Origin of the sequence: Subtercola lobariae (assembly GCF_014640255.1) — a bacterium.
Classification (GTDB): Bacteria; Actinomycetota; Actinomycetes; order Actinomycetales; family Microbacteriaceae; genus Subtercola; species Subtercola lobariae.
This window is the reverse complement of record NZ_BMGP01000002.1, coordinates 18,144-35,449: the sequence shown is the minus strand read 5'-3', so window position 1 is coordinate 35,449 and position 17,306 is coordinate 18,144. Positions and strand designations below refer to the sequence as shown.

Below are 17,306 nucleotides of genomic sequence, written 5' to 3'. Positions count from 1 at the left end.
GCAGCGTCGGTTGTGGCAGCGTTTGTTTTGGCAGCGTTTGTTTTGGCAGAGTCGGCGGTCACTGGCTGTCTCCTGACTTTGCGGCGACAGGCGCGACATCAACCGGCTCTGAATCTGATGCAGCAGCTACCGGGGCAGCCGCCACCGCACGACGACCGCGTAGTCGCGGGTCGGCGAGGTCGTTGAGGCTCTCGCCCACGAGCGTCACGCCGAGCACCGAGAGCACAATGGCGAGGCCGGGGAAGATCGCCGTCCACCAGATGCCGCTTGTCACATCTGAGAGCGATTTGTTCAAGTCGTACCCCCACTCGGCCGCGGCTGTGGGTTCAATACCGAAACCGAGAAAGCCGAGGCCGGCGAGCGTCAAAACCGCTTCAGACGCGTTCAGCGTGAAGATCAACGGCAGGGTACGTGTCGAGTTGCGAAGCACGTGCCGAAACATGATTCGCGGGGTCGACGCGCCGATGACCATGGCCGACTCGACGAAGGCCTCGTTCTTGATGCGCACGGCCTCTGACCGAATCACCCGAAAGTACTGCGGAATGTAAACCACGGTGATGGAGATCGCGGCGGCGAAGATTCCGCCCCAGAGACTCGACTGACCGCCCGAGATCACAATCGACATGACGATAGCGAGCAGCAGCGACGGAAAGGCGTAGATCGCGTCGGCGATCACCACCAGAATGCGGTCGAGCCAGCCGCCGAGGTACCCCGACATCAGCCCCAAGAACACACCGATGAAGATCGAGAGGATGATCGCCACCACCATCACTTCGAGCGCCGTCTGCGCGCCCCAAATGACACGGGAGAACACGTCATATCCGCCCACGGTGGTGCCCCAGATGTGGCTCGGGCTCGGTGGCTGCTGCGAGCCGAACGGCCCGCTCGCGTTGCGCAGCTGTGCGAATCCGTAGGGCGCGATCCACTGCGCGAACACGGCCGAGATCACGTAGACCGCCGTGATGATGAGGCCCGCGATGAGCATGCCGCGCTGCAAGCCAACGCTCTGGCGCAACTGGTGCACCACGGGCAGCCGGGCGAGCAGGCTCTGCTTGCGGGGCTCCTGCATGCGCGGCTTCGTTTCGGGCCGCTGGGTTTCAGCGCTCATACTCAGTACCTCACCCTCGGGTCGATGATGGCAGCAGCCACATCGACCACGAAGTTGGTCAAGGCGACGATCACGGCGAGCAGGGCGACGATGCCCTGTACGGCGACGAAGTCGCGGGCTCCGAGGTATTGGGCCAGCTGAAAGCCGAGCCCTTTCCACTCGAAGGTCGATTCGGTGAGCACGGCGCCGCTGAGCAAGAGGGCTATCTGCAGGCCGATCACCGTGATGATGGGAATGAGCGCGGGCTTGTAGGCGTGTTTGCGCACGAGTCGGTACTCGCTGACGCCGCGGGATCGCGCGGCATCCACATAGTCGGTGTTGAGAGTGCCGATGACGTTGGTGCGAACGAGACGCAAGAAGATGCCGGCGGTCAGCAGCCCCAGGGTGAGTGCGGGTAGCACCGCGTGCAGCAGCACATCGCTGATCACCGCAGGGTCGCCGGTCTGAAAGGCGTCGATGAGGTAGAAGCCGGTTTTGTTCGGCAGGTCTTGCATCTCGAATTCACTGCCCGTGCTGGCCCGGCCGGCCACCGGCAGCACGTTCAGCCACACCGAGAAGATGAGCTTCAGCAGAATGCCGGCGAAGAACACCGGGGTGGCGTAGCAGAGAATGGCGAACACACGCAGGGCGGCGTCTTGCCCCTTGTCGCGAAAGTACGCCGCGAGCATGCCGAGCGGAATGCCCACGATGAACGCCACGATCAGGGCGTAGAACGCGAGCTCGAGGGTTGCCGCGCCGTACGTCACGAGAATCGTGGTGATGGGCCGATTGTCGCTGATGCTGGTGCCGAAGTTACCGGTGGCGATCTGGCCGAGGTACTCGAAGTACTGCACCAGAATCGGCCGGTCGTAGCCGGCGGCGTGAATGCGTTCGTGCAGCTGGCTGCCGCTCAACCGGCCACCCAGGGCGGCCGTGATGGGGTCACCGGTCAGCCGCATCAAGAAGAAGACGAGCGTGACCAGAATGAAGATCGTCGGAATGATCAGCAGAAACCGAACGACAATGTAGCGGCCGAGGCCGCCCCCGGTGCGCTGCTTCTTGAACGACGTGGTCGATTCGGCAGCGGTCTCGGGGGCGGCCTGGGCGGTGAGAGAACTCAACCCTTCGACAGCGCCGCGTAACGGAACTTGAACGACGCGTCGAGCGTGTCAGCCGCACCGTTCACGTTCGAGCCGACCACGGCCACCTGCGCACCTTGCAGGTACGGGATGGTCGAGAGGTCGCCGGCGACCTTGGCCTGAATGTCTTCGATCTCTGACGTGCGAGCCGACGGATCGGTCTCACCGACCTGCTTCGTGATCTCGTCTTGCACTGCGGTGTTGTTGTAGTGGTTCGAGAGGAAGTTGTCTGCAGAGAAGAACGGCGTCAGGTAGTTGTCTGCGTCGGAGTAGTCGGGGAACCAGCCGAGCTGGTACTCCGGGTAGACGTCGTTCGTGCGGTCTTTGGAGTACTGCACGTAGTCGGTCGTCTGGAGGTTCACGGTGAAGAGACCGCTCGACTCGAGCTGGTCTTTGATCAGCGCGTACTCGTCGCCTGACGAGGGGCCGTAGTGCTCAGAGACGTACTGCAGGTCGAGCGTGACCGGGCCGGTGACACCCGCGGCAGCGAGCGTCGACTTCGCCTTGTCGAGGCTCGGGCCACCCTGGCCGTCGCCGTACATGTCTTTCAGCACCGTGGTGGCGCCGGTCAGACCGGCCGGAACGTAGGAGTACAGCGGAGTGTAGGTGCCCTTGTAGACCTGGGTAGCGATGGCGTTGCGGTCGATCAGGTCGGCCACGGCCTGGCGAACGGCCAGCGCCTTGGCCGGGTCGGCCTCGGTAGTGGTAGCGCCGTACGGCATGGTGTTGAAGTTGAAGACGATGTAGCGAATCTCACCGCCGGGCCCGTTGACGACCTTGACCTTGTTGTTCGTGCTGAGGTCAGCAACGTCGGTGGCCGACAGGCTGCGGAACGCCACGTCGATGTTGTTCTGCTGAATGTCGAGCTTGAGGTTCGACGAGTCGGCGTAGTACTTCACGTTGACGGTCGGCGTCTTCGCCGGGCCGAGCAGACCCTGGTAGTTCGGGTTCGCCTTGTACTGAATGGCGTTGTTGAAGTCGTAGGTGCTGATGTCGTACTGCCCGGCGAACGGGTGACCCTTGACGATGTCGTTGTCGGGTGTCAGCGCTGTGGCCGAGAACACCTGCTCGTCGACGATCGGGCCAGCGGGGCTTGAGAGCACCTGCGGAAAAGTCTGGTCGTTCGGGGTCTTCAGCGTGAAGACCACGGTGGTCGGGTCTGGCGCTGCTGTCGAAACGAGGTTGCCGAGCAGCGACGAAGGGCCGTTCTCGTCGGCGATGTTCACGACGCGGTCGAAACTGAATTTCACGTCAGACGAGGTGAGATCGTCTCCGTTGACGAATTTCAGCCCCGGCTTGAGCTTGACGGTGTATTCGGTGGGTGACGTGAATGCGGCCGACACCGCGATGTCGGGCTTAACGTCGGGGCTGCCGAGCGGGGTGTTCATGAGAAACGGGTAGATCTGGTTCTCAACCGCGAACGAACCGTTGTCGTACGAGCCGGCCGGGTCGATCGTGGTGATCTTGTCGGTCGTGCCGATGGTGATAGAGCTCGCGGCCGCGCCGGTCGACGAGCTGGTTCCGCTGCCAGAGCAGCCGGCGAGAACGAAGGTGGAGGCGGCCAGAGCGGCCGTCACTCCGATCACTCTTTTCGTACGAGGGGTTGCGAACGGCATAGAGGTACCTCTTTCAGCGGGGTGCGGGGGTTTCAGTATTAACCCCTCGAAGGGGTGCCTCCGTTCAATTCGCAAAGATGTGCACATGAACGCAAACTTCGAGCGCCCTGTGTGTCGATTCACACGAATCGCGCGCCTAATTCGGGCTAGACAGAGCTTCTTCGAAGAAATCGAGGCACTTTACCCAGGAATCCGTAGCGGCCTCTTTACGATAGGCGCGATTGTTCGAATCGTCGAAGAATCCGTGGCCGGCTCGGGAGAGCGTGTAAGGCGTGAAAGACACACCCGAGTGGCGCATGGTTTCGGTGAGCGCGGGCAGTGCATCCATCAGCACTTCGTCGTCTTCGCCCACCACGTAGAGCACCGGGCAGGCGAGGTCGGCGAGCACTGCTGAGGGCAGCGCGACGGCGCCATAGAACGGCACGGATGCCCGAATTCGGCTGTCAACGACCGCCAGAGTCACCGCGTAGCTGCCGCCGAACGAGAACCCCGTGACGCCGATGCGGCCGTCGACGCCCTTCTGTGCGGCGAGAAAATCGATGCACTCGACGAGCCGGGTCAGGGCTGCGACGGCGAACGACGGCTGAGTGACTGGTGCCGCGAGTTCGGCCAGCCGGGCCTGAGCCGCGCGTTGCTCATCGAGATCGGGTGAGGTGAGCCTCCACTGCAGCCCGGCGCCGACCGCCGGGTCGATGGCGTGCTCGCCCATCAGGTCGGGTGCGAGTGCGAGGAACCCCTCGGCGGCAAACCGGTCGGCGACGTTCGTGATGAGCTCGACGAGGCCCCAGACCTCGTGGATCACGATGACGGCACCCTTCCACTGGCTGACCGGTCGGTCGGGAACAGCGAGATAGCCGCGAAACGAGCCAGAAGAGAATCCGGTGCGAAGGGGAGAAGGCACGGTGAGATTCTACGGGTGGGCTGCGTGCAGTCACAGCACAACGGGCCCCGCCAGGTGGCGGGGCCCGTTTCAGGTGCTGCCGGATGCCCGGCGGGGTGTTACTTGGTGTTGACGGTGATTTTGGCGATGCCGACTTCGAGCTTGTCGGTGACGGCGGTGGTGCCGTAGGTCTTGTTCAGCAGTGCGGCGGCGTCGGGCGAGACGTAGACCGTGGTGCCCTCGAGGATCGCGGTGTCGCCTGAGGTTTGCAGGGGCTTCAGGGTTGAGCCGTCGAGGTTGAAGAGGTAGGCCTGCTTGGCGACCGAGGCGCCGTTGGCTGAGACGTCGCCGTAGAGCTTGGAGGTGCCGGGGTCGATGGTGAAGTTGGTGAGGTCGACTTCGATGCCGCCGCCGGTGAGGCTGAGGCCCGATCCGTCGTGCACGATGGAGCCCTGCACGTAGGGGCGGTACGACTGGCTCGGGTCGTAGTACTTCACGTTGCCGGAGGTGATGGGGAAGGCGAGTACGCCGGCGCTGGAGAGTGTGGCGGTGCCGAGCACTCCGGGGGTGAGGTTCAGGCTTTTCAGTGCGGCGAGAAATCCGGGGTCGACGGTGACCTCGGTGTCGACACCGGTGAGGTTCGGGATCGACGCGACCGGTGTCGGGGTCGACGAGGTCGACGCAGACGGTGACGACGCTGACGACGTGGTCGATGAGGAGGAGCAGGCAGCAAGTGAGAACGCGAGCGCACCCGATGCAGCGATGGCCAGTGCGGCGGTAGTGAATTTACGCATGAGAGAAATCCTTCGGCTGTGGGAGGCGATGCGGTTGCATCTTGTGGCAGTGGTTCGGCACCCCCACCCCAAAGGATTGGTATTGGTCGGTTATTGCCCGGATGGCGCAGCTTGCACGGGTTGCGCAGATGCGACCGGGTAGCGATACACCCGCTTCAGATACGTGCGGTAACCAAGGCCGGCCAGCACGACGATGATCGCGAGCGCGAACGAAACACGGGAGACGTCGAGGGTCGGCACCAGCAGCTGGGCGGTGAGGGCGGCCGGCACGGCCATCCACTCCCACCGCCTGCTGAGCGCGATGAACGGCACCAGCAGCAGGGCGTACCACGAGTAGTGCGGGGTGACGATGAGCATGGTGCTGCCGATCATCACCACCTGGCCGAGCCACGGGTTGGCCGGGTCGGTTCGGCGCCAGACTAGCACAGCGGTCACCAGCAACAGGATGCCCGCCGCAACGATCGACGCCGGCCCCGGCAGCACGACAGAGAGCAGCGCGAACCGGCTGCCGTCGTCATAGCCCTCTTCGGCGAGGTACCCGGGCAGAAACCCGATCACGGCGATACCCGTAGCCAGCACGTACGGAACGTACAGCAGCGCGAAGGTCAGCACGGCCGGTATCGCGACGCGAAGTGGATGCCGCCGCAGCAGCGCCGGCACCCCGATCACCGGCACCAGCTTCACGGCGATCGACAGCCCCAGTAGCACGCCGCCGAGAATGGTGGTCAGGGGTCTCGCCGAGCGCTCGGCCCCTCGGGCCACGAACAGCGACGCCAGCAGCAGCAACAGCGCGGCGAGCGCGTCGACGTGCGAATTGGTCACCGCCTCGGTCGCAACGAAGGGGCTCCAGGCCCAGAGCACGGCCCAGCGCGGGTTGATACGCCGGCGCAGCATCGCCAGCACGAGCGCGACGCTGGTGCCCACCGCGAGCAGTGCCCCCGCCACCTGAAACGGCCAATAGGCGGCACTCGTGGGCACGAAGAACCGAACGCCCGCGAAGTAGAGCTCGGCACCGGGCGGATAGATGGTGTGCACCTGCGGCCGGTTGATGGTGGTGCAGATCACCACGAACGAAGGCAGTGAGACGGTGCGCTCGACGCGCGTGCTCTCGGCGCACTGCGGATGCCCGTCGCTGTCGTTCACGGCGGCGGGAAACAGCCACGACGTGCGAAACGGCGCGAGCGCGTCATCGGCCGGCACGTAGGTATAGGGCGAGACGCCGTCGACCGGGCCCTGCTGAGCCTGCCCGTTCTGCACGATGCCATCCCACGCGTACCGCGCCGAGTCGGTGCTCGTGCTGGGCGGCCCGGCCAGCGCGGCCCCGCTCAGCACGGCCGACCCTGCGATGATCAGCACAATCGCCGCGCGTGTCGGCACTCGCCGCACGAGTAACGCGGCTAGCACGAACAGTGCCCAGAGCGCAACGGTGTACCAGAGGATACCGCCGAAGTCGCCCGGATCGAAGAAGCCGAGGGTCGACACTGACAAGATGGTCAGCACTACCATCGCGGCGAGGGTGACCGCGGTCAGCAAGGTGCGCACGGCCCTATCTAAACACCCCTCGGCTCCGAATAAGGTTCTATGCAGACCCAGCCCGTGCGACGCCTGCTTCTCAACCTGCAAAAGAGCGTCGCTGCTCCCACGCGTAATCCTCGCTTAGCCGTTGTGCTCGGCCGGTTTCTGGCGACCGCCTTTCTGATCTGCTTTGCCACCGGGCTGTACAGCCACTTCTTGCAAGATCCGCTGCCGTGGATGCACTTCCCCACCAGCCCGGCGAACCTTTACCAGATCACGCAGGGCATTCACATCACCGCAGGCATCGCCTGCTTTCCGCTGATCTTCGGCAAGCTGTACACCGTCTTTCCGAATCTGTTTCAGACGCCGCTCATCACGGGGTTCAAGGGCCTGCTCGAACGGGCTTCCATTGCGCTGTTCGTGGGCGCTTCGCTCGTCGAGATCGTCATCGGGTTGCTGAACACTTACCAGTTCTACCCCTGGCCGTTCGGGTTTCGTGAGACGCACTTCGCGCTGTCGTTCGTGATCATCGGCTCGCTCGCCATTCACATCGGCGTGAAGCTGCCCATCATTTCGAAGTACTGGAAGAAGATCGACGGGTATGGGCCGGGCATCCGGCAGAGTGCCGAAGAACGCGAGCTGGTGGATGCCCCGCTGATCGATGCCGTGCCGCCGGGCATCCAACGCGCCCCTGGCGTGAAGCAGGCCGCGGGGCTCACGGGCATGCTCTTTCGCTGGATCGACGACACCCCCTCAGTCGACGAGATGCCTGCCGATAAGCGCGAGACCAAGGTTCCGCACCATTCGTCGCTCAGCCGGCGCGGATTTCTCGCGACAATCGGCGCTGGCGTGGGTGCCGTCGTGCTGTTGACGGCCGGGCAGTCGTTCGCGTTTCTGAAGCCGTTCAACGTGTTCGCGCCGCGCGAAAAGGGCATCGGGCCGCAGGCCGTGCCCATCAACCGCACGGCCGCCGCCGCTCAGGTGACCGAGACGGCGATGGATGCGAGTTGGGTTCTGACCGTGAAAAACGGTTCGATCGCACAGACGTTCTCTCGTGCCCAGCTTCTGGCTCTGCCGCAGACCACCGTTGATCTGCCCATCTCGTGCGTCGAAGGCTGGAGTCAAATGGCCACCTGGACGGGCGTTCGGCTGCAGAGCCTGGTGAAAGCTGTGGGCGGTGGGTCTGGTGCTGCGTTGACGCTCACCAGCCTCGAGAAAGAGGGCGGCTACCGTGTCACGCAGATGGGCTCGGAGTACGTGAGCGACCCGACCACGCTGGTGGCGCTGACGCTCAACGGCGAGACGCTCGACATCGACCACGGGTACCCGGCGCGCATGATCGCGCCAGGGCGCCCCGGAGTTTTGCAGACCAAATGGCTGAGTTCGCTGGAGGTGAGCTGATGAGCGACAACATTCCCGTCTCGCCCACAATGGCGAAGGTTCGGCTCACGCTGTTCGGCGTGGGAGTGGTCGGGCTTCTGCTCGGTGCGTACTTTCTCGTCACCAAGCAGAACCCGATGCAGATCGTGGGAGTTGCCGTGTGGCTGCTCGGTGCGATCATTCTGCACGACGCGATTCTGTCGCCCATTGTGCTGGGAGTCAGCGTGCTGGCGCGCCGCGCCGGGCGCCGGGTGTCACGGGTGGTGCTGGTGATCATCCAGGGGGCCGTCGTAGTGGGCGCGATTCTGACGCTGCTGGTCGTTCCCGAGATCTACGCCAAGACACTGACGCCCGCGAACGACACCGTGCTGCCGTTCGACTACGCGATTCGGCTCGGGCTGATGTGGCTCGGGCTGATCATCGTGACGGGTGCGGTCTGCGCGCTGTACCTGCGGCGGGCAGCCCGCCGCGCCTGAACCGCGGGAGATTCGTCGGAGCTGAGCAGGTTCGCGCGCAATACGTGCCCATATGCGCTGTGCTCCGACGAAACTCCCGCGCCTTCGTGCGGGCGGCGCAGCCGGCTAGTTGTTGCCGACCGTGCAGGTCTGCTCGGCCGCCGTCTGGCCGCTCACGTTCGTGGGCAGGGCCACCGAGGTGGGGGAAGGCGTCGGTGTTCAGCAGTTCTGCCGCCGTGTCATCCGGAATCACACGGTTCGGGTCGTCGGGGTCGGAGACGACCGGGTATTGCACGAACACGAGGTTGCTGAGGCTGACGTTCTTCAGGGCGAGCGCGATTGCCACCATGGCGTTGGGGTCTTGCAGCGTGGTCGAGAACTTCATGTTCGAGACGGCAGCATTCGCCAGCGAGAAAAGCGCCAGCGGGTTGCCGAGCACCCCGGCGCTGGTGATCTTGCGCATCAGGGCCGAGAGAAAGACCTGCTGGTTGCTGATACGGCCGAGGTCGCTGCCGTCGCCGACGCCGTGCCGGCTGCGTACGAAGGCGAGCGCCTGGTCGCCCACGAGGGTCTGCTGGCCGGCGGCCAGGTCGAGGCCGGTGTACGGGTCGGTGACCGGCGTTGCGATACACACGCTGACACCGCCGACGGCGTTCGACATGGCGATTACGCCATCGAAGCTGATCATTGCGGCGTAGGGAATCTTGAGGCCGGTGAGCGCCTCGACCGTGAGCACGGTGCAGGGCAGCCCGCCACGCGAGAGGGTGGTGTTGAACATGGCCGCGTCGGTGGCGTCGATGTCTTGAGACTTGTCTGACGCCTTGGTGGGGTCGGGGTTCGGGCACTCTGGCACCGGCGCGATCATGTCGCGCGGAATGCTGATGACGGTGGCATTGGTGTGATCGGCCGAGATGTGCAGCAGCATGGTCACGTCGTTGTTGCCGGCACCCGAGCTCGCGTCTTGGTTCGCGGCGTCGTTGAACCCGTCGCCCTGGTCGGTGCGGGTGTCGGTGCCCACGAGCAGCAGGTTTACGCCACCCTCGATGGCGCCCACGCTCGGAATGGCTGCCCCGGTGGCGCCCGGGTCGGCGAGTTGGATGCCGGGGCCGATCTTACTGATGGTCTGGTAGACGGCGATGGCCGCCACTGAGGTGGAACTGACGGCGAACACCACGACAACGGCCACGAGTATCTTCAGAAAAGTGCCGATGGGGCTCTGAGAGGGTTGCCTGGAGTGTTTGATCGGGGGTGCTGGTGGTGTCATGTTCGTCGGCCGAAGTGCCCTCTCGTAACGGTCGGTGGTGACACCATGTTGCCGTACGAGTCTGAGATTTCTTGCTCAATCGGGCGTTTCGAGTGCAAATTCCTTGACAATGCCCAGTTTTTGGATGTGCTGGCGCCGCGCTGAGGCGGTCGGGCTAGCCGCGCTTCACGAGCCGGGCGAAGCTGCGGCCGTCACGACACCAGCTCTCGGTCATGACCAGGGCAGTGCCGGTTGCTCGACGCGCGAGAGCGTCGCTGCCGATCTCGCTCCACGGAAACGAATCGCTGACGTAGCCTTCGTCGCCCACAATGGTGCAGCCGTACGACCGGTCGGCGGCGGGGTCGTTCTGCAGTTCGATGAGCGCGCTGCCGTGAGGCGAGAGCAGTTCGGCGCACCGCTCGAGCAGGGCGGTCGGGTCGCCGCCGATGCCGATGTTTCCGTCGACGAGCAGCACGGTCATCCACTCGCCTTCGCGTGGCAGAGGGTCGAACACCGAGGCGCGCAGTGCTGGGATGCCCGAACGCCGAGCCAGATCGACGGCGGCCTGCGAAACGTCGACGCCGAGGGCCGAGTAGCCGGCCGTCAGCGCTGCCGCGACCATTCGGCCGGGGCCGCAACCGATGTCGAGCAAGGGGCCGGAGCCCTCTTCGATGAGGCTCATGTCGGTGGCGTCGGCGGTGGCACTCCAGCGGCTGACATCCATGATGAGGGAGTCGGTGCTGCCGCCGTCATCGGGAACGAGCAGCAACAGGCCGTCGTTCTGCAGGGCGCGGGCGTACGGTTCGCCGCCGCCGGCACCGAAGGTGGGCGTCATGCGCGGGCCTTCGCGCTAGTTGCTGCGCCGATGGTGCCGGTGGAGCTGGTGGAGCGGTTGGAGTCGCTGGAGCCGTTGGAGCCGTTGGACACGGCGGCGCCGAACGCTGCGGCGAAACGTGAGTCTGGCGCGAGGCGGGCGACCTCGACCGCATCAGCGAAGGTGTCGACGTCGGTCAGCTCGGGCAGCAGCGACACCTCAAGTCCGGCCGAGAGGAGGCGATTGAGCTGCTCGCGACCAGTGTCGTCTTGCGACATGGCGACGCCGCGAATGTGATCACCGTCGGGGTGGGTCATGCCGAGTGCCCAGAAACCGCCGTCATTGGCGAAACCGAGCCAGGCTGCCGGGGTGGCGCTCGAATCTGATGCGGTGAGCCCGTCGACGGCCGCCCGCAGGTCGGCGGCGGTCAGCTGGGGCGTATCCATTCCCACCAGAAGGGTGGGGCCGGTCGCTTGGTCGAAGATGGCGGCCAGACGCGTGTCGAGGCCGCCGCAGGTCTGCTGAACGATCTCGAAGTCGGCTGCGGCCGCAGGGGCGTTGTCGGGGTTGCCATCGAACGCGAGAATGCGGCGGTCGGTCGGCAGACTCAGCACGGCGTCGAGTGTGTCACTGAGGCTCGCGAACGCCACAGCGGCGGCCTGCTGCGCTGAGAGTGCAGGGGTGAGCCGGGTTTTGACCCGACCGGGTACGCACTCTTTGGCGATGACGACGACGGTAAGCATGCTGTGCCTCCTGATAGCGAGAACAGGAGCACCTGCGTGCACCCCTCGAGCTATAGTTCGGAGCAGAGGCGCCCATGGATGGTTCGCTGAGCGAACGCACAGGAATCGATTGCTCGGCGGGGCGCTTCGGCCTCAGCCCTCGCGTTTGACCGCGGCGAGCAGTTTCGACATGTCGCCGATGGCCACGATGGTTCCGCGCAGCGTTCCGGTGACCTTCGAGCGGCCGACGCGCGGCGAATAGGCGGTGTCGACCTCGACGATGCGCCAGCCTGCAGCGGATGCCCGTAACACCATCTCGAGCGGATACCCGCTTCGCCGGTCTTCGATGCCGAGACTCACGAGCTGCTCACGGCGACCGGCTCGCATCGGACCGAGATCGTGCAAGTCGATGTGCGCGCGCAGCCTGATCAGCTGGCTCAGGGCTCGGTTCGCAAGGCGCGCGTGCAGCGGCCACGAGCCGCGCGTGGTGGGGCGGCGGCGGCCGAGCACAAGGTCGGCGGGTGTGGTGGCGGTCTGGGTGGCAGGGGTCTGGGTGGTGGGAGTCTGAGCGCTGGGGTTCTGAGCGCTGGGCGTCTGAGCGTCGGATGCGGCGGGCGTCTGAGCAGTGACAGCGGTGCGGCCGAGCAGCGCGACCAGCCGCGGCAGTTCTGCCGGATCCATCGAGGCATCGGCATCGCAGAAGGCGACGATGGGCGCGGTGGCCGCCAGCAGCCCGGCGTGCGCGGCAGACCCGAACCCGCGGTGCGGTTCGGTCACGACGATCGCGCCGTGCGCTCGGGCGACGGCGGCAGAGTCGTCGGTCGATCCGTTGTCGACCACAATGCCGCGGTAGCCGGCCGGGAGCCGGCCGAGCACCCACGGCAGGGCGGCAGCCTCGTTGAGGCAGGGGAAGACGACGTCGACGAGGGGCGCTCCATCAACGAGTGGCTCGCCGTCGACTACTGGCGCGCCGTCGACGAGTGGCTCGCCGTCGACTACTGGCGAGCCGTCGAGCAGTGGCTCGCCGCCAGGCTCGACGGCGGGGTCACCCCCAGATCCGCTCACGGTGTCACAGCCGCACGCAGCGGTGCAGTTGCGAACTCGCGCACACCCTCGTCGAACGAAACGGCGGGGTGCCAGCCGAGTTCGCTCTGCAATCGCTCTGACGACGCGGTGATGTGCCGAACGTCGCCGAGCCGAAACTCGCCGGTGATGACCGGTGCGGGTCCGTTCGAAAAGCGGCTGAGCGCGGTGGCGAGATCACCGATGCTGTGCACCACGCCGCTGCCGACGTTGAAAGCGCGAAACGGCGGCCGCTCAGCCTCACGCTCAGTGTTAGCCTCACGCTCAGCCCCAGCCGCGCCGGTGAAGTCGATTGCCGCCAGGTTCGCGCTCGCCACATCGCGAACGTGCACGAAGTCGCGCCGCTGCTGCCCGTCTTCGAACACCCGGGGAGCCTCGCCGCGTTCGAGCGCCGAACGAAACAGAGATGCGACTCCCGCGTAGGGCGTGTTCTGCGGCATTCCGGGCCCGTACACGTTGTGATACCGCAACGCGACGACCCGCCCGCCGGTCGAGCGAGCCCACGAGGCGGCAAGGTACTCCTGGCTGAGTTTGCTCGACGCATACACATTTCGCGGGTCGACCGGATCGTCTTCGACGATGAAATCGGGCTCGAGCTCTGCCCCGGTCTGCGGGTCGACCGGTTCGAACTGCCCGGCCTCGAGGTCGGCGACGCGTCGCGGTGCTGGTCTGGTGGCTGCTCCGGATGCCCGGCGGTACTTTCCCTCGCCGTAAACCACCATCGACGAAGCAAGCACCAATCGCTTCACGTTCGCCCGGGTCATCTCGGCCAGCAGAATCGCCGTGCCCAGCTCGTTGGTCGAAACGTAGTCGGGTGCGTCGAAGAAGTCGACGCCGAGGCCGACCTTCGCCGCCTGGTGGCTCACAACGGTGACGCCCTGCAGAGCATCCGCCACCGCCGTAGCATCTCTGACGTCGGCGTGCCGAAAGTCGACGCGAGGGTCATCACTGACACGAGAATCTGCGCTGCCGCCCAGGGGTGTGGTCGCGGGGGGGACCGCGTGCACGTCGGGCCGCAGCGAATCGAGAACGCGCACCCGCCAGCCGGCCTCGAGGGCTTCGGCCACGATGGCGCTACCGATGAATCCGGCGCCGCCGGTGACGAGCAGCAGCCCGCGGTCGGCGGTCACCGGTTTCCGATCGGCGCTTGGCCGAGCACGGCTTGGTCAAGCACTGCCTGGCCGAGCACTGCGCTCACTGCTGCCGCGGGAATCAGTTCGCGGGGCTGGTAGCTCTGGGGAATGGCGCGCACGATCGCTTCGATCGCCGCGATGATGCGCGGCTGCGCCTCGGCCAGTCGCCGGAAGACGAGCTCGGCCGAAACGGCCTCGCCGGCATCCACGGTGCCCGCATCCACGGTGCCGGCATCCACCTCGCCCGCATCGGCGCCGGCCGCCACCTCGCCGGGCTCGGGGCTCAGCCCGGCATCGGCATCGGTCACGAACGAGAGGTTTACCGTACCGATTCCCAGCTCGGCCGCCAGCGTGACCTCGGGCACCAGAGTCATGTTCACCGTGTGCGCGCCGCCCGCCCGATACCAGTGCGACTCGGCTCGGGTAGAGAATCGGGGGCCCTGAATCACCACGACCGTGCCTGACGGCGCGAATGTCTCGCCGGCATCGGTGAGAGCCTGGCGCGCGACGCCGAGAAGCTCGGGGCAGAAGGGGTCGGCGGCAGCCAGGTGCTGCACGCCTGCAGAAGTGCTCTCGCCGACTTCACCAGCAGCACCAGCAGCACCAGCAGCACCGGCAGTACCAGCAGCACTCTGGCCGTCGAAGAACGTGTCGGCACGCCCCCAGGTGCGGTCGATGAACTGGTCAGTCAGCACCAGTGTGCCCGGCGGGTAGTCGGGGCTGACTCCGCCCACGGCGGCCGACGAGATGATGGCGCTCACCCCGAGCGACTTCAGCGCCCAGATGTTCGCTCGGTAGTTGATGAGGTGCGGCGCGACCGAATGGTCGGCCCCGTGGCGGGTGAGAAAAGCGACGGTGCGGCCCCCGAGCTGCCCCACCGTAATGGGGCTCGAGGTGGGCCCGTAGGGCGTCGGGATGCTCAGCTGCTGTGCCTCGCTGAACAGCGAATACAGCCCAGAGCCCCCGATGACAGCGATCGACGCGGTTGCCGCGGTCGCCACAGTCGGTTCGCGCTCAGGCGAATCAGACGGCGAATCAGACGGCGAATCAGACGGCGAATCAGACGGCGCTTCAGACATAGCCCCCACGCTAACAGTCGCCAACGGCCGCACCTACCCGCCAGAATGGTCGAGTGAAGTCATGGTAGAAGCATGGTGATGGCGTGGTAACGGCATGGTAGAGAACGGGGCGCCGCGGCGCTTTCCGCGCAAGGTGTTCGGCGTGGGCGATGAGCCCGACCCGCGGTTCTCGCTCGCCAACGAGCGCACCTTTCTCGCCTGGATTCGCACCGCCCTCGCCCTCATCGCCGCCGGTGTTGCACTCGAGGCGTTCGGGCTGCCGCTGAACCCCGATTTTCGCCTGATCGCGTCCCTCGTGCTCATCGTCGCCGGCATTCTCTCGCCACTTCAGGCCTGGTTCGGGTGGATGCGCACTGAGAAGGCATTGCGTCAGAATCAGCCTCTGCCCACCCCCGTTCTCGCGGGGCCTCTGGGGCTCGCCGTCATCTTCGCCGGGCTGTTCGTGGTGCTCGGGCTGCTGTTCGCCAGCGGAAACTAGAGCGCACCGCCATGTCGAAAGCGGCACGCTCGCTCTCTGACGCTCCCTTCGACCGCGGGCTGCAGGCCGAACGCACCGCGTTGGCCTGGCGCCGAACAGGCCTCTCACTAGCACTGGGCTCGCTGGCCGGTGCCCGAATTCTGAGCCCGGTCTTCGGGCTGACCGCCTACGTTCTCGGCCTGCTCGGGCTCGCGGCGGCGGCGTTCTTCATGGCGCGAGCCGACCGCCGTTACCGCGTTGCTCATCGGTCGCTCGTCGCTACCGCCGGGCATCCTGCAGGCGCCAGACTCACCTCGGGCGGGGGGCTGCTCATCGCCCTGTCGGTGTTCGCCCTGATCGTCGGGGGAGTCGCCGCGGCATTCGTCTGCGCTTCGGCGCTCACCGGCCGCTGAGCTTCAGCACTACAGCTGAGGCACGCCCGACTCGTCGTCTGTCTCGTCGCCGTCGTCGGCCTCGAGCGGTGCCGCAGCGGGCACTGCCGCACTCATCGGTGGTCTGGCGTGACGCGGATGCACCTGAGCGCCCTCGGCCAGGTGAACCTCGAGGGGCCGGCCGGCGTCGGACTGTTTGACCGACGAGATCCAAATGGATTCGGCGTGCACATCGTCACCGGCGCGCACATCTTCTGCCGTGCGAAGCTTCGCGACGCGCTGAATGAGCGTGCCGAAACCGAGTTTGACGATCACATCTGCCGAACACAGGGCGATCTGCATGGTGGTCGCCCAGGCCGCGCCCGAACCCCAGATCTGAATGGCGAAGACGAGCGGGTACACCACCCAGCCCGAGAGCAGCAGAATGGTCGCATTTCGCATCAGCAGTGCGGCGAGCGGCGTGACGCCGGGCAGCGACCGCCGAACCGCACGAATGAGAACGATGTTCGTCAGCACCCAGAACACGCAACTGATCAGGCCGCACACGATCAGGGCGGTGCGGTTGGTTCCGCCATCGATGACGACGCCCCCGAGAAACCCGGCGAAGATCATGGCGAAGGCGCTTGATCCGGCCAGAAACTGAGTGCGCCGAACACCGACGCCCACCAGGGTGCACACCGCGAGCAGCTCGAAGGTCAGCAGTGGAACGCTGACCGACCACTCCATGTAGCGCAGCGACCACAGCGATTCGGCCCCGTCGCCGGGCTGGTAACCGCTTGCCGTCTTGGTGTATGCCGACGCGAACGTCACGATCAGCAGGAGATAGGTCAGACTGGCGACCGCCGTGATCGAGAGTCGCGCTATCACGGCCGGCCGAAACCGCGAGCCGACCTCGGTCTGGGTGAAGACGCTGCGAATGAAACCCGCGAACAGAGCGAGCGCGGCCACGGTGAGAAAGTAGAAGACGAGTTGGTACTCAGCGGGCGTGAGCGTTTCTTGCCAGGGTGCCACGGCAGTCTCCTAGATTCTCGGTCGCGAGTTCGAGGGCTGTTGCCCGGCCGTGCCCGGCTCCGGTAAGAAGAACAATCCGCTGCCGCTGTTCGCCGATTCCATCAGAATGTCGACCCACTCGCGATTGATGGCGGGCACGCGGCTGCCGTAGTAGCGGTAATACAGCGTGCTGCTCGGGTCGAGCCAGATCGAACTGCGGCCGCTGCCGATGTCGGCCGAGTCGTTCCACGAGAACACGAAACTCTCGCGTCTGCGCAGTTTCGCGGTGATGACGATTTGCAAGTGCTGAAGGGCCCGGTCGTCGAAACTGATCTCGATGCTGGGGCTGCCGTATAACAAAAGGCCCATCTAGGTGAGCATCCCGGCGCGCGCGGCTCGCTCTGCAGTGTTCATAGAATCAAAAATACGCGGGCATCCAATCGGTTCTGGCTGGTGGCAGGGGGACTTGCGCCCAGCGTACGCCGTCGATAATCTTTGTGCCCCAGATGTTGAGGCTTCGGGCATAC

The 17,306-nt window shown here is 65.6% G+C and carries 18 protein-coding genes; 4 read left to right on the top strand and 14 right to left on the bottom strand.

Annotated features, from left to right (window positions below):
• Positions 1 to 58: 58 nt before the first annotated feature.
• The 6 genes from IEX24_RS04395 to IEX24_RS04370 form a co-directional block, all read right to left on the bottom strand.
• Positions 59 to 1,069 (bottom strand): ABC transporter permease, encoded by a 1,011-nt coding sequence (locus IEX24_RS04395; RefSeq protein WP_188676356.1) that lies wholly within the window; start codon positions 1,067 to 1,069, stop codon positions 59 to 61.
• Between the two features lie 41 nt (positions 1,070 to 1,110).
• The gene (locus tag IEX24_RS04390; RefSeq protein ID WP_188674452.1) at positions 1,111 to 2,208 is read right to left on the bottom strand and encodes an ABC transporter permease; all 1,098 of its coding nucleotides are present in this window, start codon (positions 2,206 to 2,208) and stop codon (positions 1,111 to 1,113) included.
• Complete coding sequence (locus IEX24_RS04385) at positions 2,205 to 3,842, bottom strand: ABC transporter substrate-binding protein (protein ID WP_188674450.1); 1,638 nt, start codon at positions 3,840 to 3,842, stop codon at positions 2,205 to 2,207. Before IEX24_RS04385 ends, IEX24_RS04390 begins: the two co-directional genes overlap by 4 nt.
• Before the next feature lie 136 nt (positions 3,843 to 3,978).
• A complete protein-coding gene (locus tag IEX24_RS04380) occupies positions 3,979 to 4,743 on the bottom strand; it encodes a dienelactone hydrolase family protein (RefSeq protein WP_188674447.1) in 765 nt (254 codons plus the stop codon).
• Positions 4,744 to 4,841: 98 nt separating this feature from the next.
• On the bottom strand, positions 4,842 to 5,516 hold the full coding sequence (locus IEX24_RS04375; RefSeq protein ID WP_188674444.1) for a hypothetical protein: 675 nt from the start codon (positions 5,514 to 5,516) through the stop codon (positions 4,842 to 4,844).
• A gap of 90 nt (positions 5,517 to 5,606) precedes the next feature.
• On the bottom strand, positions 5,607 to 7,058 hold the full coding sequence (locus IEX24_RS04370) for a glycosyltransferase 87 family protein (RefSeq protein WP_188674441.1): 1,452 nt from the start codon (positions 7,056 to 7,058) through the stop codon (positions 5,607 to 5,609).
• 39 nt (positions 7,059 to 7,097) lie between these two features.
• Here IEX24_RS04370 and IEX24_RS04365 point away from each other — a divergent pair, with 39 nt between their 5' ends.
• Both IEX24_RS04365 and IEX24_RS04360 read left to right on the top strand, forming a co-directional pair.
• Positions 7,098 to 8,432 carry a molybdopterin-dependent oxidoreductase gene (locus tag IEX24_RS04365; protein ID WP_229715092.1) on the top strand — a complete coding sequence of 445 codons (1,335 nt, stop codon included), beginning with the start codon at positions 7,098 to 7,100 and terminating at the stop codon, positions 8,430 to 8,432.
• Complete coding sequence (locus IEX24_RS04360) at positions 8,432 to 8,887, top strand: hypothetical protein (protein WP_188674438.1); 456 nt, start codon at positions 8,432 to 8,434, stop codon at positions 8,885 to 8,887. Before IEX24_RS04365 ends, IEX24_RS04360 begins: the two co-directional genes overlap by 1 nt.
• On the opposite strand, the gene IEX24_RS04355 is transcribed toward IEX24_RS04360, so the two are convergent.
• From IEX24_RS04355 to IEX24_RS04330, 6 genes are all read right to left on the bottom strand, one after another.
• Complete coding sequence (locus IEX24_RS04355) at positions 8,829 to 10,130, bottom strand: LCP family protein (RefSeq protein ID WP_229715091.1); 1,302 nt, start codon at positions 10,128 to 10,130, stop codon at positions 8,829 to 8,831. The genes IEX24_RS04360 and IEX24_RS04355 overlap by 59 nt on opposite strands.
• 154 nt (positions 10,131 to 10,284) lie before the next feature.
• Positions 10,285 to 10,944, bottom strand: coding sequence for a class I SAM-dependent methyltransferase (locus IEX24_RS04350; RefSeq protein WP_188674435.1), 660 nt, complete (start codon positions 10,942 to 10,944; stop codon positions 10,285 to 10,287).
• Positions 10,941 to 11,666: a TIGR04282 family arsenosugar biosynthesis glycosyltransferase gene (locus tag IEX24_RS04345; RefSeq protein WP_188674432.1), complete on the bottom strand. Its 726-nt coding sequence runs from the start codon at positions 11,664 to 11,666 to the stop codon at positions 10,941 to 10,943. The genes IEX24_RS04350 and IEX24_RS04345 overlap by 4 nt, the downstream gene beginning before the upstream one ends.
• 132 nt (positions 11,667 to 11,798) lie before the next feature.
• Positions 11,799 to 12,710 (bottom strand): glycosyltransferase family 2 protein, encoded by a 912-nt coding sequence (locus IEX24_RS04340; protein WP_268236225.1) that lies wholly within the window; start codon positions 12,708 to 12,710, stop codon positions 11,799 to 11,801.
• On the bottom strand, positions 12,707 to 13,858 hold the full coding sequence (locus tag IEX24_RS04335; RefSeq protein ID WP_188674429.1) for an NAD-dependent epimerase/dehydratase family protein: 1,152 nt from the start codon (positions 13,856 to 13,858) through the stop codon (positions 12,707 to 12,709). Before IEX24_RS04335 ends, IEX24_RS04340 begins: the two co-directional genes overlap by 4 nt.
• Complete coding sequence (locus IEX24_RS04330; protein WP_188674426.1) at positions 13,855 to 14,940, bottom strand: MTAP family purine nucleoside phosphorylase; 1,086 nt, start codon at positions 14,938 to 14,940, stop codon at positions 13,855 to 13,857. Before IEX24_RS04330 ends, IEX24_RS04335 begins: the two co-directional genes overlap by 4 nt.
• Before the next feature lie 94 nt (positions 14,941 to 15,034).
• On the opposite strand from IEX24_RS04330, the gene IEX24_RS04325 reads away from it, so the two are divergent.
• Both IEX24_RS04325 and IEX24_RS04320 read left to right on the top strand, forming a co-directional pair.
• Positions 15,035 to 15,418, top strand: a complete 384-nt coding sequence (locus IEX24_RS04325) for a YidH family protein (RefSeq protein WP_188674423.1) — start codon at positions 15,035 to 15,037, stop codon at positions 15,416 to 15,418.
• Between the two features lie 11 nt (positions 15,419 to 15,429).
• The gene (locus IEX24_RS04320; RefSeq protein WP_188674421.1) at positions 15,430 to 15,810 is read left to right on the top strand and encodes a DUF202 domain-containing protein; all 381 of its coding nucleotides are present in this window, start codon (positions 15,430 to 15,432) and stop codon (positions 15,808 to 15,810) included.
• A gap of 9 nt (positions 15,811 to 15,819) precedes the next feature.
• Here the strand turns inward: IEX24_RS04320 and IEX24_RS04315 are convergent, their stop codons facing one another.
• Both IEX24_RS04315 and IEX24_RS04310 read right to left on the bottom strand, forming a co-directional pair.
• On the bottom strand, positions 15,820 to 16,800 hold the full coding sequence (locus tag IEX24_RS04315) for a bacteriorhodopsin (RefSeq protein ID WP_188674418.1): 981 nt from the start codon (positions 16,798 to 16,800) through the stop codon (positions 15,820 to 15,822).
• 9 nt (positions 16,801 to 16,809) lie between these two features.
• Positions 16,810 to 17,148, bottom strand: a complete 339-nt coding sequence (locus IEX24_RS04310) for a DUF7882 family protein (protein WP_188674415.1) — start codon at positions 17,146 to 17,148, stop codon at positions 16,810 to 16,812.
• Between the last annotated feature and the right edge of the window lie 158 nt (positions 17,149 to 17,306).

What these genes read in the sequence shown, in the direction of transcription:
- IEX24_RS04395 (WP_188676356.1), bottom strand. Translation starts at nt 1,069, where the DNA reads ATGCAGGAGCCCCGCAAGCAGAGCCTGCTCGCCCGGCTGCCCGTGGTG.
- IEX24_RS04385 (WP_188674450.1), bottom strand. Translation starts at nt 3,842, where the DNA reads ATGCCGTTCGCAACCCCTCGTACGAAAAGAGTGATCGGAGTGACGGCC.
- IEX24_RS04375 (WP_188674444.1), bottom strand. Translation starts at nt 5,516, where the DNA reads ATGCGTAAATTCACTACCGCCGCACTGGCCATCGCTGCATCGGGTGCG.
- IEX24_RS04365 (WP_229715092.1), top strand. Translation starts at nt 7,098, where the DNA reads ATGCAGACCCAGCCCGTGCGACGCCTGCTTCTCAACCTGCAAAAGAGC.
- IEX24_RS04360 (WP_188674438.1), top strand. Translation starts at nt 8,432, where the DNA reads ATGAGCGACAACATTCCCGTCTCGCCCACAATGGCGAAGGTTCGGCTC.
- IEX24_RS04355 (WP_229715091.1), bottom strand. Translation starts at nt 10,130, where the DNA reads ATGACACCACCAGCACCCCCGATCAAACACTCCAGGCAACCCTCTCAG.
- IEX24_RS04350 (WP_188674435.1), bottom strand. Translation starts at nt 10,944, where the DNA reads ATGACGCCCACCTTCGGTGCCGGCGGCGGCGAACCGTACGCCCGCGCC.
- IEX24_RS04345 (WP_188674432.1), bottom strand. Translation starts at nt 11,666, where the DNA reads ATGCTTACCGTCGTCGTCATCGCCAAAGAGTGCGTACCCGGTCGGGTC.
- IEX24_RS04330 (WP_188674426.1), bottom strand. Translation starts at nt 14,940, where the DNA reads ATGTCTGAAGCGCCGTCTGATTCGCCGTCTGATTCGCCGTCTGATTCG.
- IEX24_RS04325 (WP_188674423.1), top strand. Translation starts at nt 15,035, where the DNA reads ATGGTAGAGAACGGGGCGCCGCGGCGCTTTCCGCGCAAGGTGTTCGGC.
- IEX24_RS04320 (WP_188674421.1), top strand. Translation starts at nt 15,430, where the DNA reads ATGTCGAAAGCGGCACGCTCGCTCTCTGACGCTCCCTTCGACCGCGGG.
- IEX24_RS04310 (WP_188674415.1), bottom strand. Translation starts at nt 17,148, where the DNA reads ATGGGCCTTTTGTTATACGGCAGCCCCAGCATCGAGATCAGTTTCGAC.